Genomic DNA, 26164 nt, shown 5'->3' with positions numbered 1-26164 from the left:
GCTGGAGCCTCGGAGCGGCCCTGATCGGCGGGCGCGAGCGGGCCGATCCGGTGTCGGAGGCGCTGTGTAGTCTGGCCGTGTGTCAGATCCGGAACAGCCTACCCTCCTGCTCGTCGACGGCCATTCCCTGGCGTTCCGGGCGTTCTACGCTCTCCCGGTCGACAGCTTCCAGACCCGCGAGGGCCAGCACACGAATGCCATCCACGGTTTCCTGTCGATGCTGATCCTGCTGCTCAAGAACGAGAAGCCGACCCACCTCGGCGTCGCGTTCGACATCTCCCGCTACTCGTTCCGCACCCGGGAGTACCCCGAGTACAAGGGCACCCGCGGCGAGACTCCGCCCGAGTTCACGGGCCAGGTCCCCCTCCTCGAGGAGGCGCTGCACGCGATGAACATCCGCACCGTCTCGAAGGAGGACTTCGAGGCCGACGATATCCTCGCCACCCTCGCGCGCCAGGGCGCCGAGGCCGGCTTCCGGGTGCTGGTCGTCTCGGGCGACCGCGACACCATCCAGCTGGTGACCCCCGAGGTCACCCTGCTCTACCCCTCCACTCAGGGCGTCTCGCAGCTCACGCGCTACGACCGTGACAAGGTGTTCGAGAAGTACGGTGTCGAGCCGCACCAGTACCCCGAGATCGCGGCTCTCGTTGGTGAGACGAGCGACAACCTGCCCGGAGTCGACAAGGTCGGCCCCAAGACGGCCGCCAAGTGGGTCACTCAGTACGGCACGGTGGCCGACATCATCGCCCACGCCGACGACATCAAGGGCGTCGTCGGCGAGAAGCTCCGCGAGCAGAAGGAGAACGCACTCCGCAACCGCCGCCTCAATCGCCTCGTGACCGATGTCGAGCTGCCGCTCGGTCCGCACGACCTCACTCGGCGGCCGATCGATCCGGACGCGGTGCGCGAGATCTTCAGCCGCCTGGAGTTCAAGACGCTCCAGGAGCGGGTGCTGACGATCGCCGCGGAGGAGGGCGTCGACGGCGCCGCCGCGGCTCTGGCGGGCGACGTGGTCACGACCTCCGCCCCCGCCGTCCGCACCCTGGTCGACGAGGAGCTCGCGCACTGGCTCGACCGCGTCTCGTCGCAGGGCACCGCGCCCGTCGCCGTTCAGGTGCAGCTCGGAGCGGACGGACTCGAGGGCGTCGGTCTCGCGGTCGAGAAGGAGACGGCGTTCGTGCCGTGGGCCGCTGAGCGGCCCGACTACACCGCGCTCGAAGAATGGCTGGCCGGCCCCGCACCCAAGTACTTCGCCGACGCCAAGCCCCAGATCAAGGCGCTGCGCCGCGCAGCCCTCCCCGTCGCGGGCCTCGAGTTCGACACCCGCGTCGCCTCCTGGCTCCTGCAGCCGACCGGCCACCCGGCCACCCTCTCGGCCCAGGTCGCGCAGCACCTCGACGAGACGATGGCGCAGGGAGACCCGAACCAGCTCGTCCCCACCGTCGAGCCGATGGGCCCGGCGACCGAGGCCTGGTACGCCTACCGGCTCGTCGCGCCGCTCCGCGAGCGTCTGGGCGAGGGGATGCTGTCGGTGCTCGTCGACATCGAGCTGCCGATCGTGCAGGTGCTCGCGACGATGGAGCTCACCGGCGTTGCGATCGACGCCGAGGTGCTCGCGCGCCTCCGGGGCGAGCTGACCACCTCGGCCGCCGACCTCGCGAGCCGCGCCTTCGCCGAGATCGGTCACGAAATGAACCTCGGCTCGCCGAAGCAGTTGCAGCAGGTCCTCTTCGAGGAGCTCGACATGCCCCGGACCCGGGCGACGAAGACGGGCTACACCACCGACGCGTCCGCCCTGGCCGACCTCCAGGAGTCCCATCCGCACCCGTTCCTCGGCCTGCTGCTCGAGCACCGCGACGCGACAAAGCTCAAGCAGATCATCGAGACCCTCGAGAAGTCGGTCACCACCGACGGCCGGATCCATACCAGCTACGACCAGACCGGCACCGCCACCGGACGCATCTCCTCCAACGACCCGAACCTGCAGAACATCCCCGTCCGCAGCGAGGTCGGCCGCCGCATCCGCACCGCCTTCGTGCACGGAGCGGAGGCGAGTACCCTGCTCACCGCCGACTACTCGCAGATCGAGATGCGGATCATGGCGCACCTCTCCGGCGACGCAGGGCTGATCGAGGCCTTCCACTCCGGCGAGGACCTGCACCGGTTCGTCGGCTCGCGGATCTTCGGCGTCGAGCCGGGCGAGGTCACGTCCGCCATGCGCAACAAGGTGAAGGCGATGTCCTACGGTCTCGCCTACGGCCTGAGCGCCTTCGGCCTGTCCAAGCAGCTGCGGATCTCGAGCGCCGAGGCCAAGCAGCTGATGACCGACTACTTCGTCCGCTTCGGCGCCGTGCGCGACTACCTCCGCAGCGTCGTCGAGCAGGCCCGCGAGACGGGCTACACCGAGACGATCTTCGGGCGCCGCCGCCCGTTCCCCGAGCTACAGAGCGCGAACCGCGTGCTCCGCGACAACGCCGAGCGCGCGGCGCTGAACTCGCCCATCCAGGGCTCGGCCGCCGACATCATGAAGCGCGCGATGATCGGCGTGCAGTCCGACCTCGACGAGCGCGGCCTCGGCTCGCGCATGCTCCTCCAGGTGCACGACGAGCTGATCTTCGACGTCGCTCCCGGCGAGGAGGAGCCGCTGGAGGCGATCGTCCGCAACCGGATGGCGGGGGCCGCCGACCTGAGCGTCCCGCTCGAGGTACAGGTGGGCCACGGAGCCGACTGGGATGTCGCGGCGCACTGAGCCGGCTGCGCGGCCTGGCTAGGCTCGGAGGCATGAGCACCGACATCCCCCGCGAGCCCACCGCCGTCGACGCCGTCGCCGAGCGCTGGGTCGACACGCTCGTCGACCTCGACCCCACCCTCGGCACCGCCATCGGCCGCGCCGAGGCGAACGGGCTCCTGGGTGACTATTCGCCGATCGGCCTCGAGCGCGCGCGGGCCGCGACGGCGTCCGCACTCGCCGAGCTGGAGGCAGTCGAGCCCGCCGACGAGGTCGACCGTGTCACCGTCGCCGACCTGAGCGCCGAGTTCCGTCTCGCCCTCGAGGGGCACGATGCGGGCCTGCCGCTGCGCGACATCAACGTGATCGCGTCCCCTGCCCAGGAGCTGCGCGACGTCTTCGACCTGATGCCGACCGACGAGGTCGCCGACTGGGACGCGATCGCCGAGCGGCTGCTGGCCGTGCCGACGGCGCTCGAGGGCTACGCCGAGACCCTTCGCGCGGGGGTCCGTACCGGAGTGGTTCCCGCTCTCCGCCAGGTCGAGCTCGTCGCGGAGCAGGCCCGCACGATCGCCGCGCCCCGCGGATTCTTCGCCCAGCTGGCCGCCGAGGCCGCTCCCGCTGCCGGTTCGCTGCCCGCCTCACTCGCGCAGCGGCTCGAGGACGGCGCCCGGCGCGCCTCGGCCGCGTACGGCTCCCTCGCGCAATTCCTCCGCAGCGAGCTCGCTCCCGCCGCGACCGAGCAGGATGCCGTCGGCCGCGAGCTGTACGCGCTGCACTCGCGCCGCTTCCTCGGGGCCGTCGTCGACCTCGACGAGACCTACGAGTGGGGGATCGAGGAGCTGGCGCGGATGACGGCCGAGCAGGAGGCCATCGCTCGCGAGATCCTGCCCGGTGCCTCCGTCGCCGAGGCGATCGCCCACCTCGAGGCCGATCCGGCGCGGACGCTGCACGGTGTCAACGCGTTGCAGGCCTGGATGCAGGAGACGAGCGACCGCTCCGTCCGCGAGCTCGCCGGCACTGCCTTCGACATCCCGGAGGAGGTGCGCCGCCTCGAGTGCCGCATCGCGCCGACCCAGGAGGGCGGCATTTATTACACCGGACCGAGCGACGACTTCTCGCGTCCGGGCCGGATGTGGTGGTCGGTGCCCGCGGGCGTCACCGAGTTCGCCACCTGGCGCGAGCTGACCACCGTCTACCACGAGGGCGTCCCCGGGCATCACCTGCAGATCGGGCAGGCGGTGCACAACCGCGCCCGCCTGAACACCTGGCGCCGCCAACTCGCAGGCACGTCGGGTCACGCCGAGGGGTGGGCCCTCTACGCGGAGCGGCTGATGGAGAGTTTCGGCTACCTCGACGACCCGGCCGACCGCCTGGGCATGCTCGATGGCCAGCGGATGCGCGCGGCGCGCGTCGTCCTCGACATCGGAGTACACCTGCAGAAGCCGATGCCCGGCTCCGGCCGGGGCTGGACCGCCGACTCCGCCCTCGACTTCTTGCGCGCCAACGTGACTATGGACGACGCCTTCGTTCGCTTCGAGGTGAACCGCTACCTCGGCTGGCCGGGGCAGGCTCCGTCCTACAAGATCGGCCAGCGGATCTGGGAGCAGCTGCGCGACCAGGCCCAGATCCGTGAGGGCGCGAGCTTCTCGCTCGCGGGCTTCCACCGGCGGGCGCTCGACCTCGGCGGCGTCGGACTCGACACGCTCCGCGCCAGTCTCGCGGGCTGAGCTCGGATCCCGAGGCCGAGACGGGCGCGTCGAGATTGCTGTGCGCCCGGCCGGGTTGGTAAACTCAGTTGTCACATGTGTGGCGCCGCCGCGCCCGCGGCGCGTGAGGAGGACCGGTTCCCGGTCCAACAAGCGCCGCTCCGGGGTCGGAGGCACATCCTCACCACCGCAGTGGTCACCACTCCGCCGAGCCGCGAGGCTCGCAGGGGGCCGCCGCCCGAGACCCATCCATCCTGGAGCATCCCTTAATGACAACCGCAACGACCGACAAGGCAACCAAGCAGGTCGCGATCAACGACATCGGGTCTGCTGAAGACTTTCTTGCCGCGGTCGAAAAGACTCTGAAGTTCTTCAACGACGGAGACCTCATCGAAGGCACCGTCGTGAAGATCGACCGCGACGAGGTCCTCCTCGACGTCGGGTACAAGACCGAGGGCGTCATCCCCTCGCGCGAACTCTCCATCAAGCACGACGTCGACCCCTCCGAGGTCGTCAACGTGGGCGACAGTGTCGAGGCCCTCGTCCTCCAGAAGGAGGACAAGGAGGGGCGACTGATCCTCTCCAAGAAGCGCGCGCAGTACGAGCGTGCGTGGGGCGACGTCGAGAAGATCAAGGAGTCGGACGGCGTCGTCACCGGCTCGGTCATCGAGGTCGTCAAGGGCGGTCTCATCGTCGACATCGGCCTCCGCGGCTTCCTTCCGGCGTCGCTCATCGAGCTGCGCCGTGTCCGCGATCTCACGCCGTACCTCGGCCAGGAGATCGAGGCGAAGATCCTCGAACTCGACAAGAACCGCAACAACGTGGTTCTGTCGCGTCGCGCGCTCCTCGAGCAGACGCAGTCCGAGAGCCGCACCACGTTCCTGAACAACCTGCACAAGGGTCAGGTCCGCAAGGGCGTCGTGTCGTCGATCGTCAACTTCGGTGCGTTCGTCGACCTCGGCGGCGTCGACGGTCTCGTCCACGTCTCCGAGCTCTCCTGGAAGCACATCGAGCACGCCTCCGAGGTCGTCGAGGTGGGCCAGGAGGTCACCGTCGAGATTCTCGAGGTCGACCTCGACCGCGAGCGCGTATCGCTCTCGCTCAAGGCGACGCAGGAGGACCCGTGGCAGGTCTTCGCCCGCACCCACGCGATCGGACAGGTCGCGCCGGGCAAGGTCACGAAGCTTGTTCCGTTCGGTGCCTTCGTCCGCGTTGCGGACGGCATCGAGGGCCTCGTCCACATCTCCGAGCTGTCGGGCAAGCACGTCGAGCTCGCCGAGCAGGTCGTGTCGGTCGGCGAAGAGGTGTTCGTCAAGGTCATCGACATCGACCTCGACCGTCGCCGCATCTCCCTCTCGCTCAAGCAGGCGAACGAGGGCGTCGACCCCGAGGGCACCGAGTTCGACCCGGCGCTCTACGGCATGGCCACGGAGTACGACGACCAGGGGAACTACAAGTACCCCGAGGGCTTCGACCCCGAGACCAACGAGTGGCGCGAGGGCTTCGAGTCTCAGCGTGAGGCCTGGGAGCTGGAGTACGCCGCTGCTCAGGCGCGCTGGGAGGCCCACAAGGCCCAGGTCGTCAAGTCGCAGGAGGAGGCGGCGACCGTCTCCGAGGGTGTCTCGGTCGGCGCTGGCTTCACCAGCGAGGCGACCACCGGCGGCACTCTCGCCGATGACGAGTCCCTCGCCGCGTTGCGCGAAAAGCTGTCCTCCAGCAACTGATCGCGAGCAACTGATCGCGAGCACGTCGCATCGAACGGCCGGTTCCCTCGGGGGCCGGCCGTTCGGCGTCTCCAGGGTCACGGCTCGGCTGGGTAGGGTGGCCGGGTGCATCTCGTCGCCCTCACCGGAGGCATCGCCTCGGGCAAGTCCACCGTCGCCCGCCGTCTCGCCGAGCACGGAGCCGTGATCGTCGATGCTGACGTCCTCGCCCGGCAGGTCGTCGAGCCGGGGGAGCCCGCACTAGCGGCAATCATCGAGCGGTTCGGCCCGGCTGTGATCCGCTCCGACGGCGCCCTCAACCGCGCAGCCCTCGGCGCAATCGTCTTCTCGGACGCAGTCGCGCGCGCCGATCTGAACGCCATCACCCATCCGGCGGTGACACTCCGCTCGCAGCGCCTCTTCGCGGAGGCGGCCGCGGCGGATCCGGACGTCGTGGTCGTCTACGATGTCCCGCTGCTGGCCGAGGGCCGCGGTGCGCGGGAGTTCGACGAGGTTGTCGTCGTGCAGGCACCGCAGCGGACCCGGATCGAGCGGCTGGTCGCGGTGCGCGGTATGACGGAGGAGCAGGCGCGCGCCCGCGTCTCCTCGCAGGCGAGCGACGAGGAGCGCCTGGCTCTCGCCGACGTCGTGATCGACGCCTCCGGAACCCTTGACGAGACGCTCGCCCAGGCCGACGCACTCTGGGAGCGCCTGACGCGCTGACCCGCACCGCTCGCCGGGCCGCCGTCCGCTCGCCGGGCCGTCGTCCGATCTGCAGGAAGGCGTGCGATGTGCAGGTCTTCCCGCGCGTGGAGCGCTCTCCTCCGCTTGTGCGCCGTCGCGGAGCCTGTATCCCCTGCAAATCGAACTGGCGGCGTCCCGGACGCGCGCACTCGCGTTCGCCCCCAGCGCAGGACGAGCCCGGTGTCGGTGGTCACGGCTACGCTTCGGATCATGGAGCCAACCCGTGCCGTGCACCCGTTCGAGGTCGTCAGCGAGTACAAGCCGAGCGGTGATCAGCCCGCCGCCATCGCCGACCTGAGCGCTCGGATCAACGCCGGCGAGACCGATGTCGTGCTGCTCGGCGCCACCGGAACCGGCAAGTCGGCCACCACCGCGTGGCTCGTCGAGGCCGTGCAGCGTCCCACTCTCGTTCTCGCGCACAATAAAACGCTCGCCGCGCAGCTGGCCAACGAGTTCCGCGAACTCTTCCCGAACAATGCGGTCGAGTATTTCGTCTCGTATTACGACTATTACCAGCCCGAGGCCTACGTCCCGCAGACCGACACCTTCATCGAGAAGGACAGCTCGGTCAACGCCGAGGTCGAGCGGTTGCGGCACTCCACCACCAATTCGCTCCTGAGCCGCCGGGACGTGATCGTCGTCTCCACCGTCTCCTGCATTTACGGCCTTGGCCAGCCCGAGCAGTACCTCGAGGCGATGGTGGCGCTCCAGGTGGGCCAGCGCGTGGACCGCGACCGCCTCATCCGCAAGTTTGTCTCGATGCAGTACGCCAGGAACGACGTCGACTTCGCCAGGGGAACCTTCCGGGTGCGGGGCGACACGATCGAGATCATCCCCATGTACGAGGAACTCGCGATCCGGATCGAGATGTTCGGCGACGAGATCGAGGCTCTGTACACACTGCATCCGCTCACCGGCGACATCGTCCGTAAGCTCGAGTCGGTCTCGGTGTTCCCCGGCTCGCACTATGTCGCCAGCCAGGACGTCATGCATCGGGCGATCGACACTATTCAGCAGGAGCTCGAGGTACGTCTGGCCGACCTCGAGAAGCAGAACAAGCTCCTCGAGGCTCAGAGGCTGCGGATGCGCACCACCTTCGACCTCGAGATGATGCAGCAGATCGGCTTCTGCTCGGGCATCGAGAACTACTCCCGGCACATCGACGGCCGCGAGTCGGGCGAGGCCCCGCACTGTCTGCTCGACTACTTCCCGGACGACTTCCTTGTCGTGATCGACGAGTCGCACGTCACTGTGCCGCAGATCGGCGCGATGTACGAGGGCGACGCCTCTCGCAAGCGCACCCTCGTCGAGCACGGCTTCCGTCTGCCCTCGGCGATGGACAACCGCCCGCTGAAGTGGGAGGAGTTCACGTCTCGCGTCGGCCAGACGGTCTACCTCTCGGCGACCCCCGGTCGCTACGAGATGGGGATCGCCGACGGCATCGTCGAGCAGATCATCCGCCCCACCGGACTGATCGATCCCGAGATCGTTGTCAAGCCGACCAAGGGCCAGATCGACGACCTGCTCGAGGAGATCACGCGTCGCACCGAGCGCGATGAGCGGGTGCTCGTCACGACGCTGACCAAGCGCATGGCGGAGGAGCTGACCGACTTCCTCACCGAGGCCGGCGTTCGCGTGCGGTACCTGCACTCGGACGTCGACACGTTGCGCCGAGTCGAGCTCCTCTCGGAGTTGCGCGCCGGGGTGTACGACGTCCTCGTCGGCATCAATCTGCTGCGCGAGGGTCTCGACCTTCCCGAGGTGTCGCTCGTGGCGATCCTCGACGCCGACAAGGAGGGCTTCCTCCGCTCGTCGACGTCGCTCATCCAGACCATCGGCCGCGCTGCCCGCAACGTCTCGGGCGAGGTGCACATGTACGCCGATAAGGTGACCGACTCGATGCGACTCGCGATCGACGAGACCGACCGCCGGCGCGAGAAGCAGGTCGCCTACAACCTCGACCACGGCATCGACCCGACGCCGCTGCGCAAGAAGATCGCCGACATCACCGACGCCCTCGCCCGTGAGGGGGCCGATACCGCCAAGCTGCTCGCCGGCCGCGACTCCAAGAAGAAGAGTCCTACGCCCAACCTGCGCCGGCAGGGACTCGCGGCCAACGGCGGCAACGACCTGGAGGCGATCATTGCGGACCTCAATGGTCAGATGCTCCAGGCGGCGGGCGAGCTCAAGTTCGAGCTTGCGGCCCGGCTGCGCGACGAGGTCCAGGAGCTCAAGCGCGAGCTGCGGCAGATGGAGAAGGCCGGCCACCTGTCGTGATCGAGAGCGCTGATCGGCAAGGGGAGGGACCGGCGGATCAGCGCCCAGCGAACGCCTCGGGCGATGTCGGTGGCTCCGCATACACTTTCGGAGTGTCGATCCTGAACGCCGTTACGGACCCCTCCTCCACCCCCTCTCCCTCCTTCCACCGCTTCGTCTCCTCGCTCGACGAGTCGACGTCGAAGCTGGTGGTGAGCGGCGCGCGGGTGCACAACCTGCAGAACGTCGACCTCGAGATCCCCCGCGACTCGATGGTGGTGTTCACCGGTCTGTCGGGCTCCGGCAAGTCGTCCCTCGCCTTCGACACGATCTTCGCCGAGGGCCAGCGGCGCTACGTCGAGTCGCTCTCCGCCTACGCCCGCCAGTTCCTCGGACAGGTGGACCGACCAGACGTCGATTTCATCGAGGGCCTCAGCCCCGCCGTCTCGATCGACCAGAAGTCGACGAACCGCAACCCGCGCTCGACCGTCGGCACGATCACCGAGATCTTCGACTACATGCGTCTGCTCTGGGCCCGCATCGGAATTCCGCACTGCCCGATCTGCAGCGAGCGGATCTCGGCGCAGACTGTTCAGCAGATCGCCGACCAGCTGATGGAACTCGAGTCCGGCACTCGCTACCAGATCCTCAGCCCGGTCGTCTCGCAGAAGAAGGGCGAGTTCGTCGACCTCTTCAAGGAGCTGACCGCGGGCGGCTATTCGCGTGCGATGGTCGACGGGAAGCTCATCCAGCTGAGTGAGCCGCCCGTGCTCAAGAAGCAGTACAAGCACGACATCTCGGTCGTCGTCGACCGGCTCGTCGCCGGCCCCGACATCCTCGGACGCCTCACCGACTCTCTCGAGACGGCTCTGCGGCTCACCGACGGCATCGTCCAGATCAACTTCGTCGACGGTGAGGGCGAGGGCGCGTGGACCACCTACTCCGAGAAGCTGTCCTGCCCGAACAATCACCCGATCTCGCTCACCGAGATCGAGCCGCGCACCTTTTCCTTCAACGCGCCGTTCGGAGCCTGCCCCGAGTGCTCCGGCCTCGGCACGCGGATGTCGGTCGACGACGAACTGCTCCTCGGCGACCCCGACCTCAGCATCGCCGAGGGCGTCATCATTCCCTGGACCACCCAGGGCAAGGGCCTCTTCCAGTACTACGAGAAGCTGCTCGACGGCCTGGCGCGCGACCTGGGCTTCGCGCTGACCACCCCGTGGAAGCGCCTCAGCACCGAGGTGCAGCAGGCCGTCCTCCACGGCGACAACTTCGAGGTCAAGGTCAAGTGGAAGAACCGCTACGGCCGCGAAATGAGCTACACCTCCGGCTTCGAGGGCGTCGTGCCCTACATCGAGCGCCAGTTCGTTCAGGCCGAGACCGACGTCCAGCGCACCCGCTGGGCCGAGTTCCTCCGTGAGGTGCCCTGCCCCGTGTGCAAGGGCTCACGCCTCAAGCCCGAGGTGCTCGCCGTGCTCGTGCACGGCGCGAGCATCGCCGATGTGGCCGACCTCAGTCTGGGCGACGCCCAGGACTTCATGAGCCGGCTTGATCTCACCGACCGCGAGGCGCACATTGCCGCGCAGGTGCTCCGCGAGATCCGGGCGCGCATCGACTTCCTCATCGAAGTCGGGCTGAACTACCTCAACCTCTCGCGCGCCGCTGCCTCCCTGTCCGGCGGTGAGGCGCAGCGGATCCGGCTCGCGACCCAGATCGGCTCCGGGCTCACCGGTGTGCTCTACGTGCTCGACGAGCCGAGCATCGGCCTCCATCAGCGCGACAACCGCCGCCTCATCGACACGCTCATCAAGCTGCGCGATCTCGGCAACACTCTGATCGTGGTCGAGCACGACGAGGACACGATCCGCACTGCCGACTGGATCGTCGACATCGGCCCGGGTGCAGGGGTCAACGGCGGCAGGGTCGTGCACTCCGGCTCCTACGAATCCCTACTCCAGAACACCCACTCGCTCACCGGCGACTACGTGTCCGGCCGCAAGGCGATCGAGGTTCCGAAGAAGCGCCGCAAGATCGACCGCAAGCGGATGATCAAGGTCGTCGGGGCAAACGCCAACAACCTGCGCAAAGTCGATGCGGAGTTCCCGCTCGGCACGTTCGTCGCGGTCACCGGAGTCTCAGGATCGGGCAAGAGCACCCTGGTCAACGACATCCTGTATCGAGTGCTCGCCAACCAGCTCAATGGAGCCCGGAAAGTACCGGGCAAGCACACCCGCGTCACCGGCCTCGAGAACCTCGACAAGGTCGTGCACGTCGACCAGAACCCGATCGGCCGCACGCCGCGCTCGAACCCCGCCACCTACACCGGGGTGTTCGATCGCATCCGCAATCTCTTCGCAGAGACGACGGAGGCCAAGGCACGCGGCTATCTGCCCGGCCGGTTCAGCTTCAATGTCAAGGGCGGACGCTGCGAGGCCTGCTCGGGCGACGGCACGATCAAGATCGAGATGAACTTCCTTCCCGACGTCTATGTCGCGTGCGAGGTCTGCGGGGGAGCGCGCTACAACCGCGACACCCTCACCGTGCACTACAAGGGCAAGAACATCGCCGAGGTACTCGACATGCCGATCGCCGAGGCCGCCGACTTCTTCGAGCCGATCACGGCGATCCACCGGTTCCTCCGGACACTGGTCGAGGTGGGTCTCGGTTACGTCCGCCTCGGTCAGAGCGCGACCACGCTCTCCGGCGGCGAGGCGCAGCGCGTGAAGCTCGCCACCGAGCTCCAGCGCCGCTCGAACGGCCGCAGCGTCTACGTGCTCGACGAGCCGACCACGGGCCTGCACTTCGAGGACGTCCGCAAGCTCCTGATGGTGCTCAACGGCCTGGTCGACAAGGGCAACACGGTCATCACCATCGAGCACAACCTCGACGTGATCAAGTCGGCCGATTGGCTGATCGACATGGGCCCCGAGGGCGGAGCGGGCGGCGGCCAGGTGGTGGCCGTGGGCACGCCCGAGCATGTCGCGAAGGCCGAGGGAAGCCACACGGGCATGTTCCTCGCCGAGATCCTCGGCTGACGCGAGCGAGAGGCATGACGCAGACAGTCGACTTCCGGCCGAAGCCGGGCGAGATCCCGACCCTCCCGGGCGTGTACCGCTTCACGGACGCCCGGGGTCGGGTGCTCTACGTGGGCAAGGCCAAGAACCTCCGCGCTCGGCTGAGCAACTACTTCGCGCCACTCCCGAGCCTGCACGAGCGAACTCGGCGGATGGTCACCTCGGCCTCGGGAGTCGAGTGGACCGTCGTGGGGACCGACGTCGAGGCACTCCAGCTCGAATTCACCTGGATCAACGAGTTCGACCCGCCCTTCAACGTCAAGTTCCGCGACGACAAGTCGTACCCCTATATGGCGGTGACGCTCGGCGACGAGGCGCCGAGAGTGATGGTCACGCGCAACGCGAAAATTCGCAAGGCCCGCTACTTCGGGCCCTACCCGAAGATCTGGGCGATCCACGAGACGATCGACCTGATGATCAAGGCGTTCCCGATCAGGACCTGCAACGACTCCACCTACAAGCGCGCGATGCAGAGCGGTAAACCCTGCTTCGCGTCGCAGATCGGACGCTGCGGCGGGCCCTGCTCGCACCGGGTCACCTTTGCGGAGCACCGCGAGATGGTCGATCGTTTCGTCGCCTTCATGGGCAGTCATGACCGGCGGATGATCGGCGAACTCGAGAAGGAGATGCGCGAGGCCGCCGGCGCGATGGAGTACGAGCGAGCGGGCAAGCTGCGCGACCAGGCTGCCGCCCTCGACGCGGTCCTGGCCAAGAGCGCGGTCGTGCTCAGAGACAACGTCGATGTCGATCTCTATGCGATCGTGCACGACGAACTCGCCGCCTCCGTGCAGCAGTTCCGCGTCCGCGGGGGCCGCATTCGCGGTGAGCGCGGCTGGGTCGTCGACAAGGAGCTCGACATGAGCACGGCGGAGCTCGTCGACACGGCTCTTCAGGCCGCGTACGAGACCGGCGACCTCCCGCCCCGGGAGGTCGTCGTGCCGGAGCTCCCGGAGGATACCGAGGCGCTCGAGGAGTGGCTGAGCGATCTGCGCGGTACGAATGTCCGCCTCCGAGCGGCTCAGCGCGGTGATAAGGCGGCTCTGCTCGAGACGGCGACGCAGAACGCGAAGCACTCGCTGATGCTCTATAAGACCCGCCGCTCGGCCGATTTCACCGCGCGCACGCAGGCGCTCGAGGACATCCGCGACGCCCTGGGAATGAGTGAGGCGCCGCTGCGGATGGAGTGCTACGACGTCTCCCACCTCAGCGGCACCAACATCGTCGCCTCGATGGTGGTCTTCGAGGACGGGCTCGCTCGCAAGGACCAGTACCGTCGCTTCTCCATCGCCGAGTCCACCGATGACACGGAGTCGCTGCACCAGGTGCTCACCCGCCGCCTCGCCTACCTGCGCGAGCCGGTCGAGCCCGCGGCGATCGACCCGGAGACGGGCGAGGCCAAGCGGCGCAAGTTCTCCTACCCGCCGCAGCTGCTGATCGTCGACGGCGGTCAGCCCCAGGTCGCAGCCGCCCAGCGTGCGCTGAACGAGTCGGGGGTGACGGGCATCACCCTGTGCGGGATCGCCAAGCGCCTCGAGGAGATCTGGCTGCCCGACTCCGACTTCCCCGTGATCCTGCCGCGCAATAGTGACGCTCTCTTCCTCTTTCAGCGGATTCGCGACGAGGCCCACCGCTTCGCGATCACGCACCAGCGCACGCGACGCAAGCGCGACATCTCGTCGCAGCTCGCCGAGGTGCCCGGGCTCGGCAGCACGCGCGTGCGCGAGCTGCTCAAGCACTTCGGCTCCGTCGCGCGACTGCGCGAGGCGGGCGAGAGCGAGATCGCCGAGGTCACCGGCATCGGCCCGACTCTGGCGGGCGCGATCCACGCACACCTACACCCGGACGGGTCCGCCGCAGGGGGCACGCCCTAGGCTGGAGGCCCGTCCTCCGGGGAGAGCGGGCCGGTGCCCGGCACCGAGGACACGAGCAGACACGAGCACGGAGAGCGCATGAGCACGGAGAGCGAGCAGCAAGACGTGCTGATCGTCACGGGGATGTCCGGAGCGGGCCGGTCCACAGCCGCGAACGCGCTGGAGGACCTCGGCTGGTACGTCGTCGACAATCTGCCGCCGCAGATGCTGCGGCCGCTCGTCGACCTCGCCCAGCGGGCGGGGGACACGCTGCCGAAGATCGCCGCGGTCGTCGATGTCCGCGGACGCGACTTCTTCGAGGACCTGGGCGACATCATCCGCGAGCTGCGCGCCGGAGTCGACCTGCGGGTGGTGTTCCTGGAGGCGACCGACGCCGCCCTGGTCCGCCGCTTCGAGCAGGTACGCCGGCCGCACCCGCTGCAGGGCCGGGGCACGCTCCTGGACGGCATCTCCGCCGAGCGCACGCGCCTGGCCCAACTGCGGGAGTCGGCAGATATCGTCATCGACACCTCGGATCTCAACATCCACCAGCTCGCCACCAGCATCACGGAGCGCTTCGCCGAGGCCGGCCGCGCCGGTCTACAGGTCACGGTGATGAGCTTCGGCTTCAAGTACGGACTGCCGACCGACGCCGACATGGTCGCCGACGCACGGTTCCTGCCGAACCCGTACTGGATTCCGGAGCTGCGTCCGCATACGGGTCTCGACGAAGAGGTGAGAGACTACGTGCTGGCCCAGCAGGGCGCCGAGGAGTTCATCGACTCCTACTCCCGGGCTCTGCGCCCCGTGCTCGACGGCTACCAGCGCGAGAACAAGCGCCACGCGACCATCGCCATCGGCTGCACAGGAGGCAAGCACCGCTCCGTCGCGGTCGCCGGCCGTGTCGCGGCTCGGCTGGCTGAACTGCCGGGCGTCGCCGTCAACGTGGCGCACCGCGACCTCGGCCGAGAATGATCCCCGCGCGCTCAGCCGCGCACCCGACGTAAGGAAGACTCCGTGGCCCTCACCGCAGACGTCAAGGGCGAACTGGTTGCGATCGTCTCGCGCAAGAACACCGTCCGAGCCGCCGAACTGGCGACCATCCTCCGCTTCTGCGGAGGACTGCACATCATTTCCCACCGCCTCGCGGTCGAGGTCGAGCTCGACTCCGCCCCGCTCGCGACCCGCGTGCGCCGCGACCTCGCCGAACTCTACGGCGTCCGCAGCGAGGGCAGCATCGTCTCGGCCGGCGGCTCGCGTCGCACTACGAGCTGGCTCGTGCGCGTCGTCGACGGCGGGGACACCCTCGCCCGGCAGACCGGCCTGCTCGATCAGCGCGGCCGCCCCGTCCGCGGCCTTCCGAATCGCCTGACCACCGGCTCCCGTGAGGAACTCGCCGCTCTGTGGCGCGGCGCCTTCCTCGCGCAGGGCTCGCTGACCGACCCCGGCCGCTCTGCCGCGCTCGAGGTCGTCTGCCCGGGCAATGAAGCGGCGATGGCGATCGTCGGAGCGGCGGGACGCCTCGGCGTCCAGGCCAAGTCCCGCGAAGTCCGCGGCGTGCACCGCGTCGTCATCCGCGACGGCGAGAGCATCAGCGCGATGCTCACCCTGATGGGCGCGACCGCGACCGTCGCGAGCTGGGAGGAGCTGCGCCAGCGCCGCGAGGTCCGCGCGACCGCGAATCGGCTCGTCAACTTCGACGACGCCAACCTGCGCCGCTCCGCCCAGGCCGCCGTTGCCGCGTGCGCGCGAGTGGAGCGCGCGATGGAGATCCTCGGCGACGACATCCCCGAGCACCTCCGCTATGCCGGACGCCTGCGCCTGGCCCACCGCGACGCGAGCCTGGACGAGCTCGGTCACCACGCCGACCCGCCGATGACCAAGGACGCCGTGGCCGGTCGGATTCGCCGACTGCTCGCGATGGCCGACAAGCGCGCCTCCGATCTTGATATCCCGGGCACCGACGCGAACCTTCCCGCCGAACTGCAGGACCTGTAGACCCGGCGGGCGGGCCAGCGTCGCCAGGCGAACGCTGAGTGTCGCCTGGTCGAACAGCACAAGCCCTCCGAACGCCGCGGGGGCCTCTCGCTAGACTGATCGGGTCGCTCAGGACACTCCCGGCCCTCTTCCTCCGCCGTGCGGAAGACGCCGAGACGCCGACGGGTCGCACGGGAGCGACGACCACGAACAGGAGATCGCACATGGCTGACTACACGCTCGCCGAACTGCCCTACGACTACTCGGCCCTCGAGCCGAACATCAGTGGGCGGATCATGGAGCTCCACCACGACAAGCACCACGCGACGTACGTGACCGGGGCGAACACCGCTCTCGCCGCGCTGCAGGAGGCTCGCGACAGCGAGAATCTCGCGAACGTGAACAAGCTCCAGAAGGACCTGGCCTTCAACCTCGCCGGTCACGTGAACCACACCGTGTTCTGGAACAACCTCTCGCCGGACGGCGGCGACAAGCCCGTCGGCGAGCTCGCCGCGGCAATCGACGACAACTTCGGCTCGTTCGATAAGTTCCGCGCCCACTTCACCGCGTCGGCCCTCGGCATCCAGGGCTCCGGCTGGTCGATCCTCGCTTGGGACTCGCTCGGCGAGAAGCTCCTCATCGAGCAGCTCTACGACCACCAGGGCAACCTCGCCGCGGCGACCGTCCCGGTCCTCCTGCTCGACATGTGGGAGCACGCCTTCTACCTCGACTACGTCAATGTGAAGGCCGACTACGTCGCGGCATTCTGGAACATTGTGAACTGGGCCGACGTGTCCGCGCGCTTCGAGAAGGCTCGCGAGCGGACGTCGGGTCTGCTGCTACTGTCGTAGCGATCTCGGCGTCCCGGGCCCCGCGCCCGGGACGCCCTGTCGCCGGCTTCCACCCCTCCACTGCACCGTCGAGGTGCCTGTCCTCATCAGGAGATATCTGTGTCCGTCAAGATCGGCATCAATGGCTTTGGCCGTATCGGTCGTAACTTCTTCCGCGCGGCCCTCGCCAAGGGCAGCGACCTCGAGATCGTCGCGGTCAACGACCTCACCGACAACAAGGCCCTCGCGCACCTCCTGAAGTACGACTCCATCACGGGCCGTCTCGACGCGACCGTCGAGCTCGACGGCGACCGCATCGTCGTCAACGGTCGGCCGATCATCGTCCTTGAGGAGCGCGACCCCGCGAACCTCCCCTGGGGTGAGCTGGGAGTCGACGTCGTCATCGAGTCGACCGGCCGCTTCACCAAGTCGGAGGATGCGCGCAAGCACATTACCGCGGGTGCCAAGAAGGTCATCGTCTCCGCTCCCGCCACCGGCAGTGACGTCGCGACCCTGGTCCTCGGTGTGAACGAGAACACCTACGACCCGGCGACGCACGACATCATTTCGAACGCGTCCTGCACGACGAACTGCCTCGCGCCGCTCGCCAAGGTTCTGCTCGACACCTTCGGCATCGAGCGAGGGCTGATGACCACGGTCCACGCGTACACCGCGGATCAGAACCTGCAGGACGGCCCGCACAGCGACCTGCGTCGCGCACGCGCCGCCGCGCTCAACATCATCCCGACCTCGACCGGTGCCGCCAAGGCTCTCGGCCTGGTCATCCCGGAGCTCGTCGGCAAGCTCGACGGCTACGCCCTGCGTGTCCCGGTCCCGACCGGCTCGATCACCGACCTCACCGTTGAGCTGACCACCCCCGCCACCGTCGAGGAGATCAACGCGGCGTACAAGGCGGCCTCCGAGGGCGACCTCAAGGGCATCCTGAAGTACACCGAGGACCCGATCGTGTCGAGTGACATCGTGACCGACCCGCACTCCTCGATCTTCGATTCGGGTCTCACCAAGGTGATTGGCAACCAGGTCAAGGTCGCCTCCTGGTACGACAACGAGTGGGGCTACTCCAACCGTCTCGTCGACGTCGCCGAGTTCGTCGCCGGCAAGCTCTAAGGGCTGCGCGCAGTGACGTTCCGCACTCTGGACTCACTGGGTTCCCTCGCAGGCAAGCGCGTCGTCGTCCGCTGCGATCTGAACGTCCCCCTGAGGGACGCGACGATTACGGACGACGGTCGCGTGCGTGCGTCGGTCCCCACGCTCCAGCGTCTGGTCTCCGAGGGTGCCCGAGTCGTGGTCGTGAGCCACCTCGGGCGCCCCGAGGGGACGCCCGAGGCGAAGTACAGTCTCGCTCCCGTCGCCGCCCGCCTCGGCGAGCTGCTCGATGCTCCAGTGTCCTTCGCAGACGACACCGTCGGCGAGGCCGCTTCGGCCGCCGTCGACGCCCTCGAGGACGGCCAGGTCGTCGTCCTCGAGAACCTGCGGTTCAACCCCGGCGAGACGAGCAAGGACGAGGCGGAGCGCCGTGCCTTCGCCGAGAAGCTCGCCGCCTACGGCGACGCCTTCGTCTCCGACGGCTTCGGAGTCGTCCACCGCAAGCAGGCCAGCGTCTACGAGCTCGCTCAGCTGCTCCCCAGTGCTGCGGGCACGCTGATCGCGGCCGAGTTGAAGGTGCTGGAGCGTCTGACCGAAAAGCCCGAGCGCCCCTATTCCGTCGTTCTCGGCGGCTCGAAGGTGTCGGACAAGCTCGGCGTGATCGAGCACCTGCTGCCGAAGGTCGACTCGATCCTCATCGGTGGCGGGATGCTCTTCACCTTCCTCAAGGCCCAGGGCCACGAGGTCGGCGCGAGCCTGCTCGAGGCGGACCAGGTCGACACCGTGCTCGGCTACCTTGCGAGGGCGAAGGAGCTGGGGGTCGAGATCGTGCTGCCCACCGACATCGTGGTGGCCTCAAGGTTCGGCGCCGACGCCGAGCACGAGGTCACTGCGGCCGATGCGATCGAGGACACCGCGTTCGGTGACAAGGGCCTCGGCCTCGACATCGGACCGGACACGGCGAAGCGCTTCGCCGAGGTCATTGCAGCGTCCACGACGGTGTTCTGGAACGGACCGATGGGCGTCTTCGAGCTGGAGCCGTTCGCGGCCGGCACGAAGACCGTCGCGCAGGCGCTCACCGAGGTCGACGGACTCAGCGTCGTCGGTGGCGGCGACTCCGCCGCCGCCGTCCGGGCCCTCGGCTTCGAGGATGACCAGTTCGGCCACATCTCAACGGGAGGTGGAGCGAGCCTCGAATTCCTCGAAGGCAAGCGCCTCCCCGGATTGGAGGTCCTCGGATGGTAGACACCACCGCCCGCACCCCGCTCATCGCCGGCAACTGGAAGATGAATCTGGACCACCTCCAGGCCATTGCCTTCGTGCAGAAGCTGGCGTGGAGCCTCAAGGACGCCAACCACGACTTTGACGGCGTCGAGGTGGCGGTGTTTCCGCCCTTCACCGACCTCCGGCCGGTGCAGATCCTCATCGACTCGGACGCCCTGCCGCTCACGTACGGTGCGCAAGACGTCTCGAAGTTCGACAGCGGTGCCTACACCGGGGAGATCTCGGGCCAGTTCTTGAAGCAGCTGGACTGCGACTACGTGATCGTCGGCCACTCGGAGCGGCGCACGCTCCACGGCGAGACGGACGCGGACATCGCAGCCAAGTCGGCCGCAGCGGTCAAGCATGGCGTCGCCCCGATCATCTGCGTCGGCGAGACCGCGGAGGACCTCGAGAAGCACGGCCCCTCGGCCGTGCCGGTTGCGCAGCTGAAGGAGGCCCTCACCGGCCTCCCGACGGACGCCGACCTGGTCGTCGCGTACGAGCCGGTCTGGGCCATCGGCTCCGGCCAGGCGGCGACGCCCGAGCAGGCGCAGCAGGTCTGCAAGGCCCTGCGCGCGGTAGTCGCCGATGTCCTCGGCGCGGACACCGCGGCGAAGACCCGCATCCTCTACGGCGGGTCCGTGAAGTCCGGCAACATCGCCGGCTTCATGCGCGAGCCCGATGTCGATGGAGCGCTCGTCGGAGGCGCCAGCCTCCAGGTCGACGAGTTCGCCGCGATCGCACGATTCCGGAACCACGTCGGGGTCTGAGCTGGTGCGAGGAAAGGGCGGGCCCGTGGGGCCCGCCCTTTCCTCGTCCACACCGCTCCCTGCGCGGCGTTGCGCGGTCGGCTCGGTGGCGGGGTGCGTTGCGGAGAGCGTGCGACGCTCGGCTCCGTCGATCCGGTGGACCGCGGATCACCGGTTCGCCTTGCACGGCTGCGCGCGGCTTGTCGGAGGCCCGCCCATATCCGTCCGCGGGAACACGAGGCTACGCATTCCTCGGCGATTCGCAGGCGCCGTTATACTCGTCGGGGCGCGCAAGGCGCAAGAACTTCGAAAGGTACCGCGTGGACATCCTCCAGGTCGTGCTCCAGGTCATCCTGGGCATCACGAGCCTTCTGCTCACCATGCTGATCCTGCTCCACAAGGGGCGCGGCGGCGGTCTGTCCGACATGTTCGGGGGCGGAGTCACCTCCAACCTCGGTGCCTCGGGCGTCGCCGAGCGCAACCTGAACCGCATCACTGTGATTCTCGGGCTCATCTGGCTGGCGTGCATCGTGGTGCTCGGCCTCATCACCAAGTTCACCACCGGAGCATAGGGGTACTCGCAATGGCATCAGGCGGCAGTGCAATCCGCGGTTCGCGCGTCGGCGCAGGACCGATGGGCGAGCAGGACCGGGGCTTCCACGCGGAACGCGTCGCGGTCTCCTACTGGGACGCTCTCGGCAACGAGACGGTGCGCCACTTCTCGGCGGCGCTCCCCGATGACGAGATCCCCGAGGTGATCGACTCCCCGCAGTCCGGTCTCCCCGCGGGCCGTGACCGGGCGAACCCGCCCCAGGTCGCGAAGGCCGAGCCGTACAAGACGCACCTCGCCTACGTGAAGGAGCGCCGGACCGAGGCCGAGGCGGCGCAGCTCCTCGAGGAGGCCTTGCAGCAGCTGCGTGCTCGCCGGGGAACCGCCACCCCCTCCTGATCCTCTCGGACGGGAGAACGCCGGAAGGCCCGCCCCCTCGGGGACGGCCCTTCCGGCGTCTGCGAGCCTCAGTAGCTGGGGGCGATCAGCGACTCCGGGACCTCGGCCGCGGCCTCCTGGTCGACGAAGAAGACCGTGCGCTTGCGCCCGAACGCACCCGACGCCGGGACCTCGTTGGTACTGGCACCCGCGAGCGCGAGTCCGAGGGCCGAGGCCTTGTCGGCGCCGGCGAGGACCATCCAGATGCGGTCCGACTGGTTGATCAGCGGCAGTGTGAGCGTCAAGCGCTCGGGCGGCGGCTTAGGGGAGTTGCGGACCGCGAGAACGCCCGGAGTTCTCGAGCGGATCGCGGAGCGCTCGGGGAAGAGCGAGGCGATATGTCCGTCCGGTCCGACGCCGAGGAAGGTGATGTCGAACCGCGGGTACTCGCGGCCCTCGGAGGCGTGCTCCCGCAGCTGCGCATCGTAAGCGGCGGCGGCCCCGTCGAGGTCGAGGCCCTCGTCCGATGCGGGGTACGAGTGCACGTTCGCCGCTGGCACGTCCAGGACACGGAACAGATCTCCGGCCTGGACGTCGTTGCGATCCTCGTGTCTCCGCGGCACCCAGCGCTCATCGCCCCACCAGAAGTGCACACGCGACCAGTCGACGTTACCTGCGGCGGAGGAGGAGGCGATCTCCGCGAGTGTAGCGGCCCCCATGCTCCCTCCGGTGAGCACCACGTTCGCCGACCCCAGGTCGTCGAGGATGTCGATCGTCTTGGTCAGGAACCGCGCGGCGACCGAGCCGGCGAGGGTCTGCTTGTCGCGATGGACCAGCACGCGGCGTTCGGTGGTCATCTGGGGATCTCCTTCGGGTTCGGGTGCCGAGCGGCGGGGTTCGGCTCCGGTGTCGGGAAGTTCTGAGGTGGGGCGCCCGGGATAGGCGCTCGCACCTCAGGAGGCGCTGCGGGCCTCGGCCTTCTCGGTGAGCATGTCGACCCCGCGCGAGATCACTTCACCGTACAGGTCATCCGGATCGAGGCGGCGCAGCTCCTCCGCCAGACAGTCGCGGAGGCTGCGGCGCGGGAGCGAGATGTCGTGTACCGGCTGCTCGGGCTGCGTGAGCGTTGCGATATCGGGGACGGAGCGCTCGAGCTCGATGACTCCGGAGTCGCGGATCAGCCGCACGCCGTGGATCCCGCTGGACCCGGTCGCGCTGATCGTGAGCTCGTGGTCGACCGGGATGCCGAGTTCGAGCTGTAGCCAGGCGGCGAGCAGGATCGTCGAGGGGGAGTCGGGCGCGCCCGAGACCTGGACGGCGGTGATCGGCTCGTACGGCGGCTGGTCCAGCACGGCGGCGAGCTGAGCGCGCCAGAGGGTGAGGCGGGTCCAGGCGAAGTCGGTGTCGCCGGGCGCGTAGGTGGAGGCGAGGTGGTGCAACGCCTCCGCCGGGTTCGACTGGGCCGAGGCGTCGGTGATGCGCCGGGTCGCGATGCGGCCGATCGGCGACGCGGAGGCGTTCCCGGGCGCGCTGTTCGGCCACCAGGCGACGACGGGAGCGTCGGGCAGGAGCAGGCCCGTGACGAGGCTCTCCTCATCCACCGCCGCATCGCCGTAGGGGCGAAGGACCACCACCTCGCTCGCTCCGGCGTCGCCTCCGACCCGGATCTGCGCGTCGACTCGGGCGGTCGCGTCGACCGGCACCGTCGTGGTGCCGTCGTCCTTGGAGACCACGATGACGCGCATGGGATGCTCGCGGGACGCGTCGTTGGCGGCCTCGATGGCCTCCTCCTCGTGACCCCGGGAGGTGGCGATGATGAGGGTCAGCACGCGGCCGAGGGCGACGGCGCCGCCCTCCTCACGGATCTTGACGAGGGTCTTCGAGACCTCGCTCGTCGTGGTGTCGGGCAGATCGACGATCATGGACGCCTCCAGGTGCGGCCGTCGCGGGCGAGGAGCTCGTCGGCGGAATCGGGGCCCCAGGTTCCGGGGCGGTACTGCTCGGGCTGGCCCTGCGTGCTCCAGAACTCCTCGATCGGGTCGAGGATCTTCCAGGACAGCTCGACTTCCTCGTGCCGCGGGAAGAGCGGCGGCTCTCCCAGCAGGACGTCGAGGATGAGGCGCTCGTAGGCCTCGGGGCTGGCCTCGGTGAAGGCGTGGCCGTAACCGAAGTCCATCGTCACATCGCGCACCTGCATCCCGGCGCCGGGCACCTTGGAGCCGAAGCGCATGGTGACCCCTTCGTCGGGCTGTACCCGGATGACGAGCGCGTTCTGGCCCAGCGAGGTGGTCTGGCTCTCAGCGAAGAGCTGCTGCGGCGCGCGCTTGAACACGACGGCGATTTCCGTTACTCGACGACCGAGGCGCTTGCCGGCGCGCAGGTAGAACGGGACGCCGGCCCAGCGGCGGGTGCCGATATCCAGGCGCATGGCGGCGTAGGTCTCGGTGGTCGACGTGGGGCTCATGCCGTCCTCCTCGAGGAAGCCGAGGACCTTCTCTCCGCCCTGCCAACCGCCGGCGTACTGCCCGCGAGCGGTCGCTGTCGACAGATCGGCGGGCAGGCGCACGGCCGCAAGCACTTTCTCCTTCTCGGCGCGGAGGTCGGCCGCATCGAACGAGATCGGCTCCTCCATCGCGGTGAGCGCGAGCAGCTGGAGCAGGTGGTTCTGGATGACGTCGCGCGCCGCTCCGATGCCGTCGTAGTAGCCCGCGCGACCACCGACGCCGATGTCCTCGGCCATCGTGATCTGAACGTGGTCGACATAGTTCGCGTTCCAGAGCGGCTCGTACATCATGTTGGCGAAGCGCAACGCCAGGATGTTCTGGACGGTCTCCTTGCCGAGGTAGTGGTCGATGCGGAAGACGGAGTCGGGCGGGAAGACCGACTCGACCACGTCGTTGAGTTCGCGGGCCGTCGTCAGGTCGCTGCCGAACGGCTTTTCGATGACGACGCGGCGCCACTGGCCGTCCTTTTGCTCGGCGAGACCCGAGTTGCGCAGCTGTTCGGTGACCTGCGGGAAAGATTTCGGGGGAATCGAGAGGTAGAAGGCGAAGTTGCCGTTCGTCCCGCGCTCGCGGTCGAGTTCGTCGACCGTAGTCTTCAGTCGCGCGAACGCCTCCGGATCGTCGAACTCGCCCTGCACGAAGCGGATTCCCTGGGCGAGTTGCGCCCAGACCTCCTCGTGGAACTCGGTGCGTGCGTGCTTCTTCACTGAGTCGTGGACGACCTGCTCGAAGTCCTGGTCGTCCCAGTCGCGCCGGGCGAACCCGACGAGGGCGAAGCCGGGCGGCAGGAGACCGCGGTTCGCGAGGTCGTACACCGCGGGCATGAGTTTTTTCCGGGAGAGGTCGCCGGTCACGCCGAAGATAACGAGCCCGCTGGGCCCGGCGATCCGGTTCAATCGGCGGTCGAAGCTCAACCTCAGCGGGTTGAATTCGGGGGTGATGTCCACAGACATGTGCAGTGTCCTTCTGTGTGCCGGTGGGACCGACGCACTGCTCTCGGTGAGGAGGAGGGGGAGGAGTGGGCGCGCGCGGAGCCGTTCCCGGAAGTGATCGTGGGAAGTGATCACGGGGGACGACCGCGGGCACGCCGCTGCACGCCGGAGACGCGGCAGCGGCGTGCCCGGCGGATCAGGTGTTCAGGGCTTCGAAGAGCGCCTCGAGGTCGGCCTCGGGGTCGGTCAGCGTGAGCGTGAGCACCGGCCGGCCATGCTCGGCGAGCACGCTCGCGTCGCCTGCGGCCTGGGCCAGGATCAGCTGGCCGAAGGTGAACGGACTCTCCGGGATCTCGAGATCCACGTCGGAGCGCTCGGTGATCTGCAGGAACACGCCCGTCGGCGCGCCACCCTTGTGGTACTGCCCAGTCGAGTGGAGGAAGCGCGGGCCCCATCCGAAGGTGACGGGGCGCTGCGCCTGCGCGGCGAGCAGGTCGCGGACGCCCTCGAGCTGCGGCAGGGTGAGGCGGTCGACATAGGCCTGGATCGAGACGTAGCCGCCGACGCCGAGCTGGGCGAGGAGCCGGTCCACCGCCGCGGCGACGGTCGCGACACCCTCGGTGACGCTGCTGCTTCCGGTGACCTCGATGCCCGCGTCGGTGAACGCGGGTGCCTCGGGCTCAGGGCGCTTCTCGAGCAGCGCCCGGGTCGCGACCTTGGCTGATTCGACGTCGGGCTGGTCGAACGGGTTGATGCCGAGGAGCCGTCCCGCGACCGCGACGGCGTACTCCCAGGTCAGCATCTGCGCGCCGAGCGAGCCGGAGAGGAGGATCTCGCCCGCGTGCCGGTCGCGCGGGAACAGGTGCAGCGCGGTGGCGTCCTCGACGAGGCGGACGACCTGTACGTCAGGCAGGTCCTCCGAGAGCTCGGGGGCGAGGGTACCGAGGACGACGGGGAGGATGCCGGTGCCGTCCTTGCCGGTGGACTCGGCAATGAGCTGCTCGGCCCAGTCGGCGAACCCGACGATGTCGGTCCCGTCGGCGACGATCGCGAGCTTGTCGCGGCGCGGGCTGGTGGCGGCGATTGCCGCTCCGAGGATCAGACCCGGGTTCTCGGGGCTGTCGACGGCCAGCCCGAGCGAGGCCTCGGCAGCCTCGTCGAGGAGGGCCTCGATGTCGGCGCCGGCGAGCCCGGAGGGCACGAGTCCGAACGCGGAGAGCGCCGAGAAACGCCCGCCGATGTTCGGGTCGGCGTTGAAGACGCGGTAGCCCGCCTCGCGGGACGAAGAGTCCAACGGCGAGCCGGGGTCGGTCACGATGACGATGCGCTCCAGCGGGTCGATGCCCGCCTCGGTGAACGCCTTCTCGTAGGCCTTCTTCTGGCTCGCGGTCTCGACGGTCGAGCCGGACTTGGAGGAGATGACGACCGCGGTCGAGGCGAGCCGGTCGTTCAGAGCCGCGAGCACCTGCCCAGGCGCCGTCGAGTCGAGCACGGTCAGCTCGACTCCGGCGGTGCGCGTGATGACCTCGGGCGCGAGCGACGAACCGCCCATCCCGCCGAGGACGATGTGGTCGATGCCCTTGGCCTGAAACTCCTCGCGCAGGGCGAGGATCTCGGGGATCAACGGTCTGGAGACGGAGGTCGACTCGGTCCAACCGAGGCGCTTGGCCGACTCCTCCTCCGCCGCGGCGCCCCACAGCGTGGGGACCTGGGCGGTGATGCCGGACGCGACCTCGTCGGCGACGAGTTCCGGGACGACGCGGTCGACGGCCTTTTCGGCGTCTCCGCTGACGTGGATCTGGAGGGCCAT

Annotated in this window: 19 protein-coding genes; 15 read left to right on the top strand and 4 right to left on the bottom strand. The window is 68.7% G+C overall.

The genetic code is table 11. The annotated features are described in order from the left end of the window. Positions 1-79: 79 nt before the first annotated feature. The 15 genes from polA to C5D07_RS11425 all read left to right on the top strand — a co-directional run bounded on the left by polA (position 80) and on the right by C5D07_RS11425 (position 20939). Entirely contained in the window at positions 80-2749 is a 2670-nt protein-coding gene (gene polA, locus C5D07_RS11495; protein ID WP_068252911.1) for a DNA polymerase I, read from the top strand. A gap of 32 nt (positions 2750-2781) precedes the next feature. Next, positions 2782-4458 carry a DUF885 domain-containing protein gene (locus C5D07_RS11490; protein WP_104259385.1) on the top strand — a complete coding sequence of 559 codons (1677 nt, stop codon included), beginning with the start codon at positions 2782-2784 and terminating at the stop codon, positions 4456-4458. A 248-nt stretch (positions 4459-4706) separates the two neighbouring features. Continuing rightward, a complete protein-coding gene (gene rpsA / locus C5D07_RS11485; protein WP_068252919.1) occupies positions 4707-6161 on the top strand; it encodes a 30S ribosomal protein S1 in 1455 nt (484 codons plus the stop codon). Positions 6162-6266: 105 nt separating this feature from the next. Then, positions 6267-6863: a dephospho-CoA kinase gene (gene coaE, locus C5D07_RS11480; RefSeq protein WP_068252922.1), complete on the top strand. Its 597-nt coding sequence runs from the start codon at positions 6267-6269 to the stop codon at positions 6861-6863. A gap of 231 nt (positions 6864-7094) precedes the next feature. Then, positions 7095-9161, top strand: coding sequence for an excinuclease ABC subunit UvrB (gene uvrB, locus C5D07_RS11475; protein WP_068257194.1), 2067 nt, complete (start codon positions 7095-7097; stop codon positions 9159-9161). A 188-nt stretch (positions 9162-9349) separates the two neighbouring features. Next, the gene (uvrA, locus tag C5D07_RS11470; RefSeq protein WP_249028230.1) at positions 9350-12175 is read left to right on the top strand and encodes an excinuclease ABC subunit UvrA; all 2826 of its coding nucleotides are present in this window, start codon (positions 9350-9352) and stop codon (positions 12173-12175) included. Between the two features lie 14 nt (positions 12176-12189). Beyond that, positions 12190-14085, top strand: a complete 1896-nt coding sequence (uvrC, locus tag C5D07_RS11465; RefSeq protein ID WP_104259384.1) for an excinuclease ABC subunit UvrC — start codon at positions 12190-12192, stop codon at positions 14083-14085. Positions 14086-14163: 78 nt separating this feature from the next. Further along, entirely contained in the window at positions 14164-15039 is an 876-nt protein-coding gene (rapZ, locus tag C5D07_RS11460) for an RNase adapter RapZ (protein WP_068257200.1), read from the top strand. Positions 15040-15081: 42 nt separating this feature from the next. Beyond that, on the top strand, positions 15082-16062 hold the full coding sequence (gene whiA, locus C5D07_RS11455) for a DNA-binding protein WhiA (protein WP_068252928.1): 981 nt from the start codon (positions 15082-15084) through the stop codon (positions 16060-16062). Between the two features lie 203 nt (positions 16063-16265). Next, the gene (locus tag C5D07_RS11450; RefSeq protein ID WP_068252931.1) at positions 16266-16892 is read left to right on the top strand and encodes a superoxide dismutase; all 627 of its coding nucleotides are present in this window, start codon (positions 16266-16268) and stop codon (positions 16890-16892) included. A gap of 99 nt (positions 16893-16991) precedes the next feature. Then, entirely contained in the window at positions 16992-17999 is a 1008-nt protein-coding gene (gene gap, locus C5D07_RS11445) for a type I glyceraldehyde-3-phosphate dehydrogenase (protein WP_068252934.1), read from the top strand. A 12-nt stretch (positions 18000-18011) separates the two neighbouring features. Then, a complete protein-coding gene (locus C5D07_RS11440) occupies positions 18012-19223 on the top strand; it encodes a phosphoglycerate kinase (RefSeq protein WP_068252937.1) in 1212 nt (403 codons plus the stop codon). Next, positions 19217-20011, top strand: coding sequence for a triose-phosphate isomerase (tpiA, locus tag C5D07_RS11435; protein ID WP_068252940.1), 795 nt, complete (start codon positions 19217-19219; stop codon positions 20009-20011). The genes C5D07_RS11440 and tpiA overlap by 7 nt, the downstream gene beginning before the upstream one ends. 299 nt (positions 20012-20310) lie before the next feature. Then, the gene (gene secG, locus C5D07_RS11430; protein WP_068252943.1) at positions 20311-20562 is read left to right on the top strand and encodes a preprotein translocase subunit SecG; all 252 of its coding nucleotides are present in this window, start codon (positions 20311-20313) and stop codon (positions 20560-20562) included. An 11-nt stretch (positions 20563-20573) separates the two neighbouring features. Continuing rightward, on the top strand, positions 20574-20939 hold the full coding sequence (locus C5D07_RS11425) for an RNA polymerase-binding protein RbpA (protein WP_068252946.1): 366 nt from the start codon (positions 20574-20576) through the stop codon (positions 20937-20939). Between the two features lie 68 nt (positions 20940-21007). On the opposite strand, the gene pgl is transcribed toward C5D07_RS11425, so the two are convergent. From pgl to C5D07_RS11405, 4 genes are all read right to left on the bottom strand, one after another. After that, positions 21008-21775: a 6-phosphogluconolactonase gene (gene pgl / locus C5D07_RS11420; protein ID WP_104259383.1), complete on the bottom strand. Its 768-nt coding sequence runs from the start codon at positions 21773-21775 to the stop codon at positions 21008-21010. A gap of 96 nt (positions 21776-21871) precedes the next feature. Further along, a complete protein-coding gene (locus tag C5D07_RS11415) occupies positions 21872-22840 on the bottom strand; it encodes a glucose-6-phosphate dehydrogenase assembly protein OpcA (protein WP_068252952.1) in 969 nt (322 codons plus the stop codon). After that, positions 22837-24375, bottom strand: a complete 1539-nt coding sequence (zwf, locus tag C5D07_RS11410) for a glucose-6-phosphate dehydrogenase (RefSeq protein WP_068252954.1) — start codon at positions 24373-24375, stop codon at positions 22837-22839. The genes C5D07_RS11415 and zwf overlap by 4 nt, the downstream gene beginning before the upstream one ends. 175 nt (positions 24376-24550) lie before the next feature. Beyond that, complete coding sequence (locus C5D07_RS11405; RefSeq protein WP_104259382.1) at positions 24551-26164, bottom strand: glucose-6-phosphate isomerase; 1614 nt, start codon at positions 26162-26164, stop codon at positions 24551-24553.

It is taken from the genome of Rathayibacter tritici, assembly GCF_002932875.1.
GTDB classification, from domain to species: domain Bacteria; phylum Actinomycetota; class Actinomycetes; order Actinomycetales; family Microbacteriaceae; genus Rathayibacter; species Rathayibacter tritici.
This window is presented reverse-complemented; position numbering and strand designations above follow the sequence as displayed.

Excerpts from the sequence above, each read along its gene's own strand:
- uvrC (WP_104259384.1), top strand. The coding sequence starts at position 12,190 with ATGACGCAGACAGTCGACTTCCGGCCGAAGCCGGGCGAGATCCCGACC.
- tpiA (WP_068252940.1), top strand. The coding sequence starts at position 19,217 with ATGGTAGACACCACCGCCCGCACCCCGCTCATCGCCGGCAACTGGAAG.
- C5D07_RS11425 (WP_068252946.1), top strand. The coding sequence starts at position 20,574 with ATGGCATCAGGCGGCAGTGCAATCCGCGGTTCGCGCGTCGGCGCAGGA.
- C5D07_RS11450 (WP_068252931.1), top strand. The coding sequence starts at position 16,266 with ATGGCTGACTACACGCTCGCCGAACTGCCCTACGACTACTCGGCCCTC.
- rapZ (WP_068257200.1), top strand. The coding sequence starts at position 14,164 with ATGAGCACGGAGAGCGAGCAGCAAGACGTGCTGATCGTCACGGGGATG.
- pgl (WP_104259383.1), bottom strand. The coding sequence starts at position 21,775 with ATGACCACCGAACGCCGCGTGCTGGTCCATCGCGACAAGCAGACCCTC.
- rpsA (WP_068252919.1), top strand. The coding sequence starts at position 4,707 with ATGACAACCGCAACGACCGACAAGGCAACCAAGCAGGTCGCGATCAAC.
- zwf (WP_068252954.1), bottom strand. The coding sequence starts at position 24,375 with ATGTCTGTGGACATCACCCCCGAATTCAACCCGCTGAGGTTGAGCTTC.
- uvrB (WP_068257194.1), top strand. The coding sequence starts at position 7,095 with ATGGAGCCAACCCGTGCCGTGCACCCGTTCGAGGTCGTCAGCGAGTAC.
- C5D07_RS11415 (WP_068252952.1), bottom strand. The coding sequence starts at position 22,840 with ATGATCGTCGATCTGCCCGACACCACGACGAGCGAGGTCTCGAAGACC.
- C5D07_RS11405 (WP_104259382.1), bottom strand. The coding sequence starts at position 26,164 with ATGGCCCTCCAGATCCACGTCAGCGGAGACGCCGAAAAGGCCGTCGAC.
- C5D07_RS11490 (WP_104259385.1), top strand. The coding sequence starts at position 2,782 with ATGAGCACCGACATCCCCCGCGAGCCCACCGCCGTCGACGCCGTCGCC.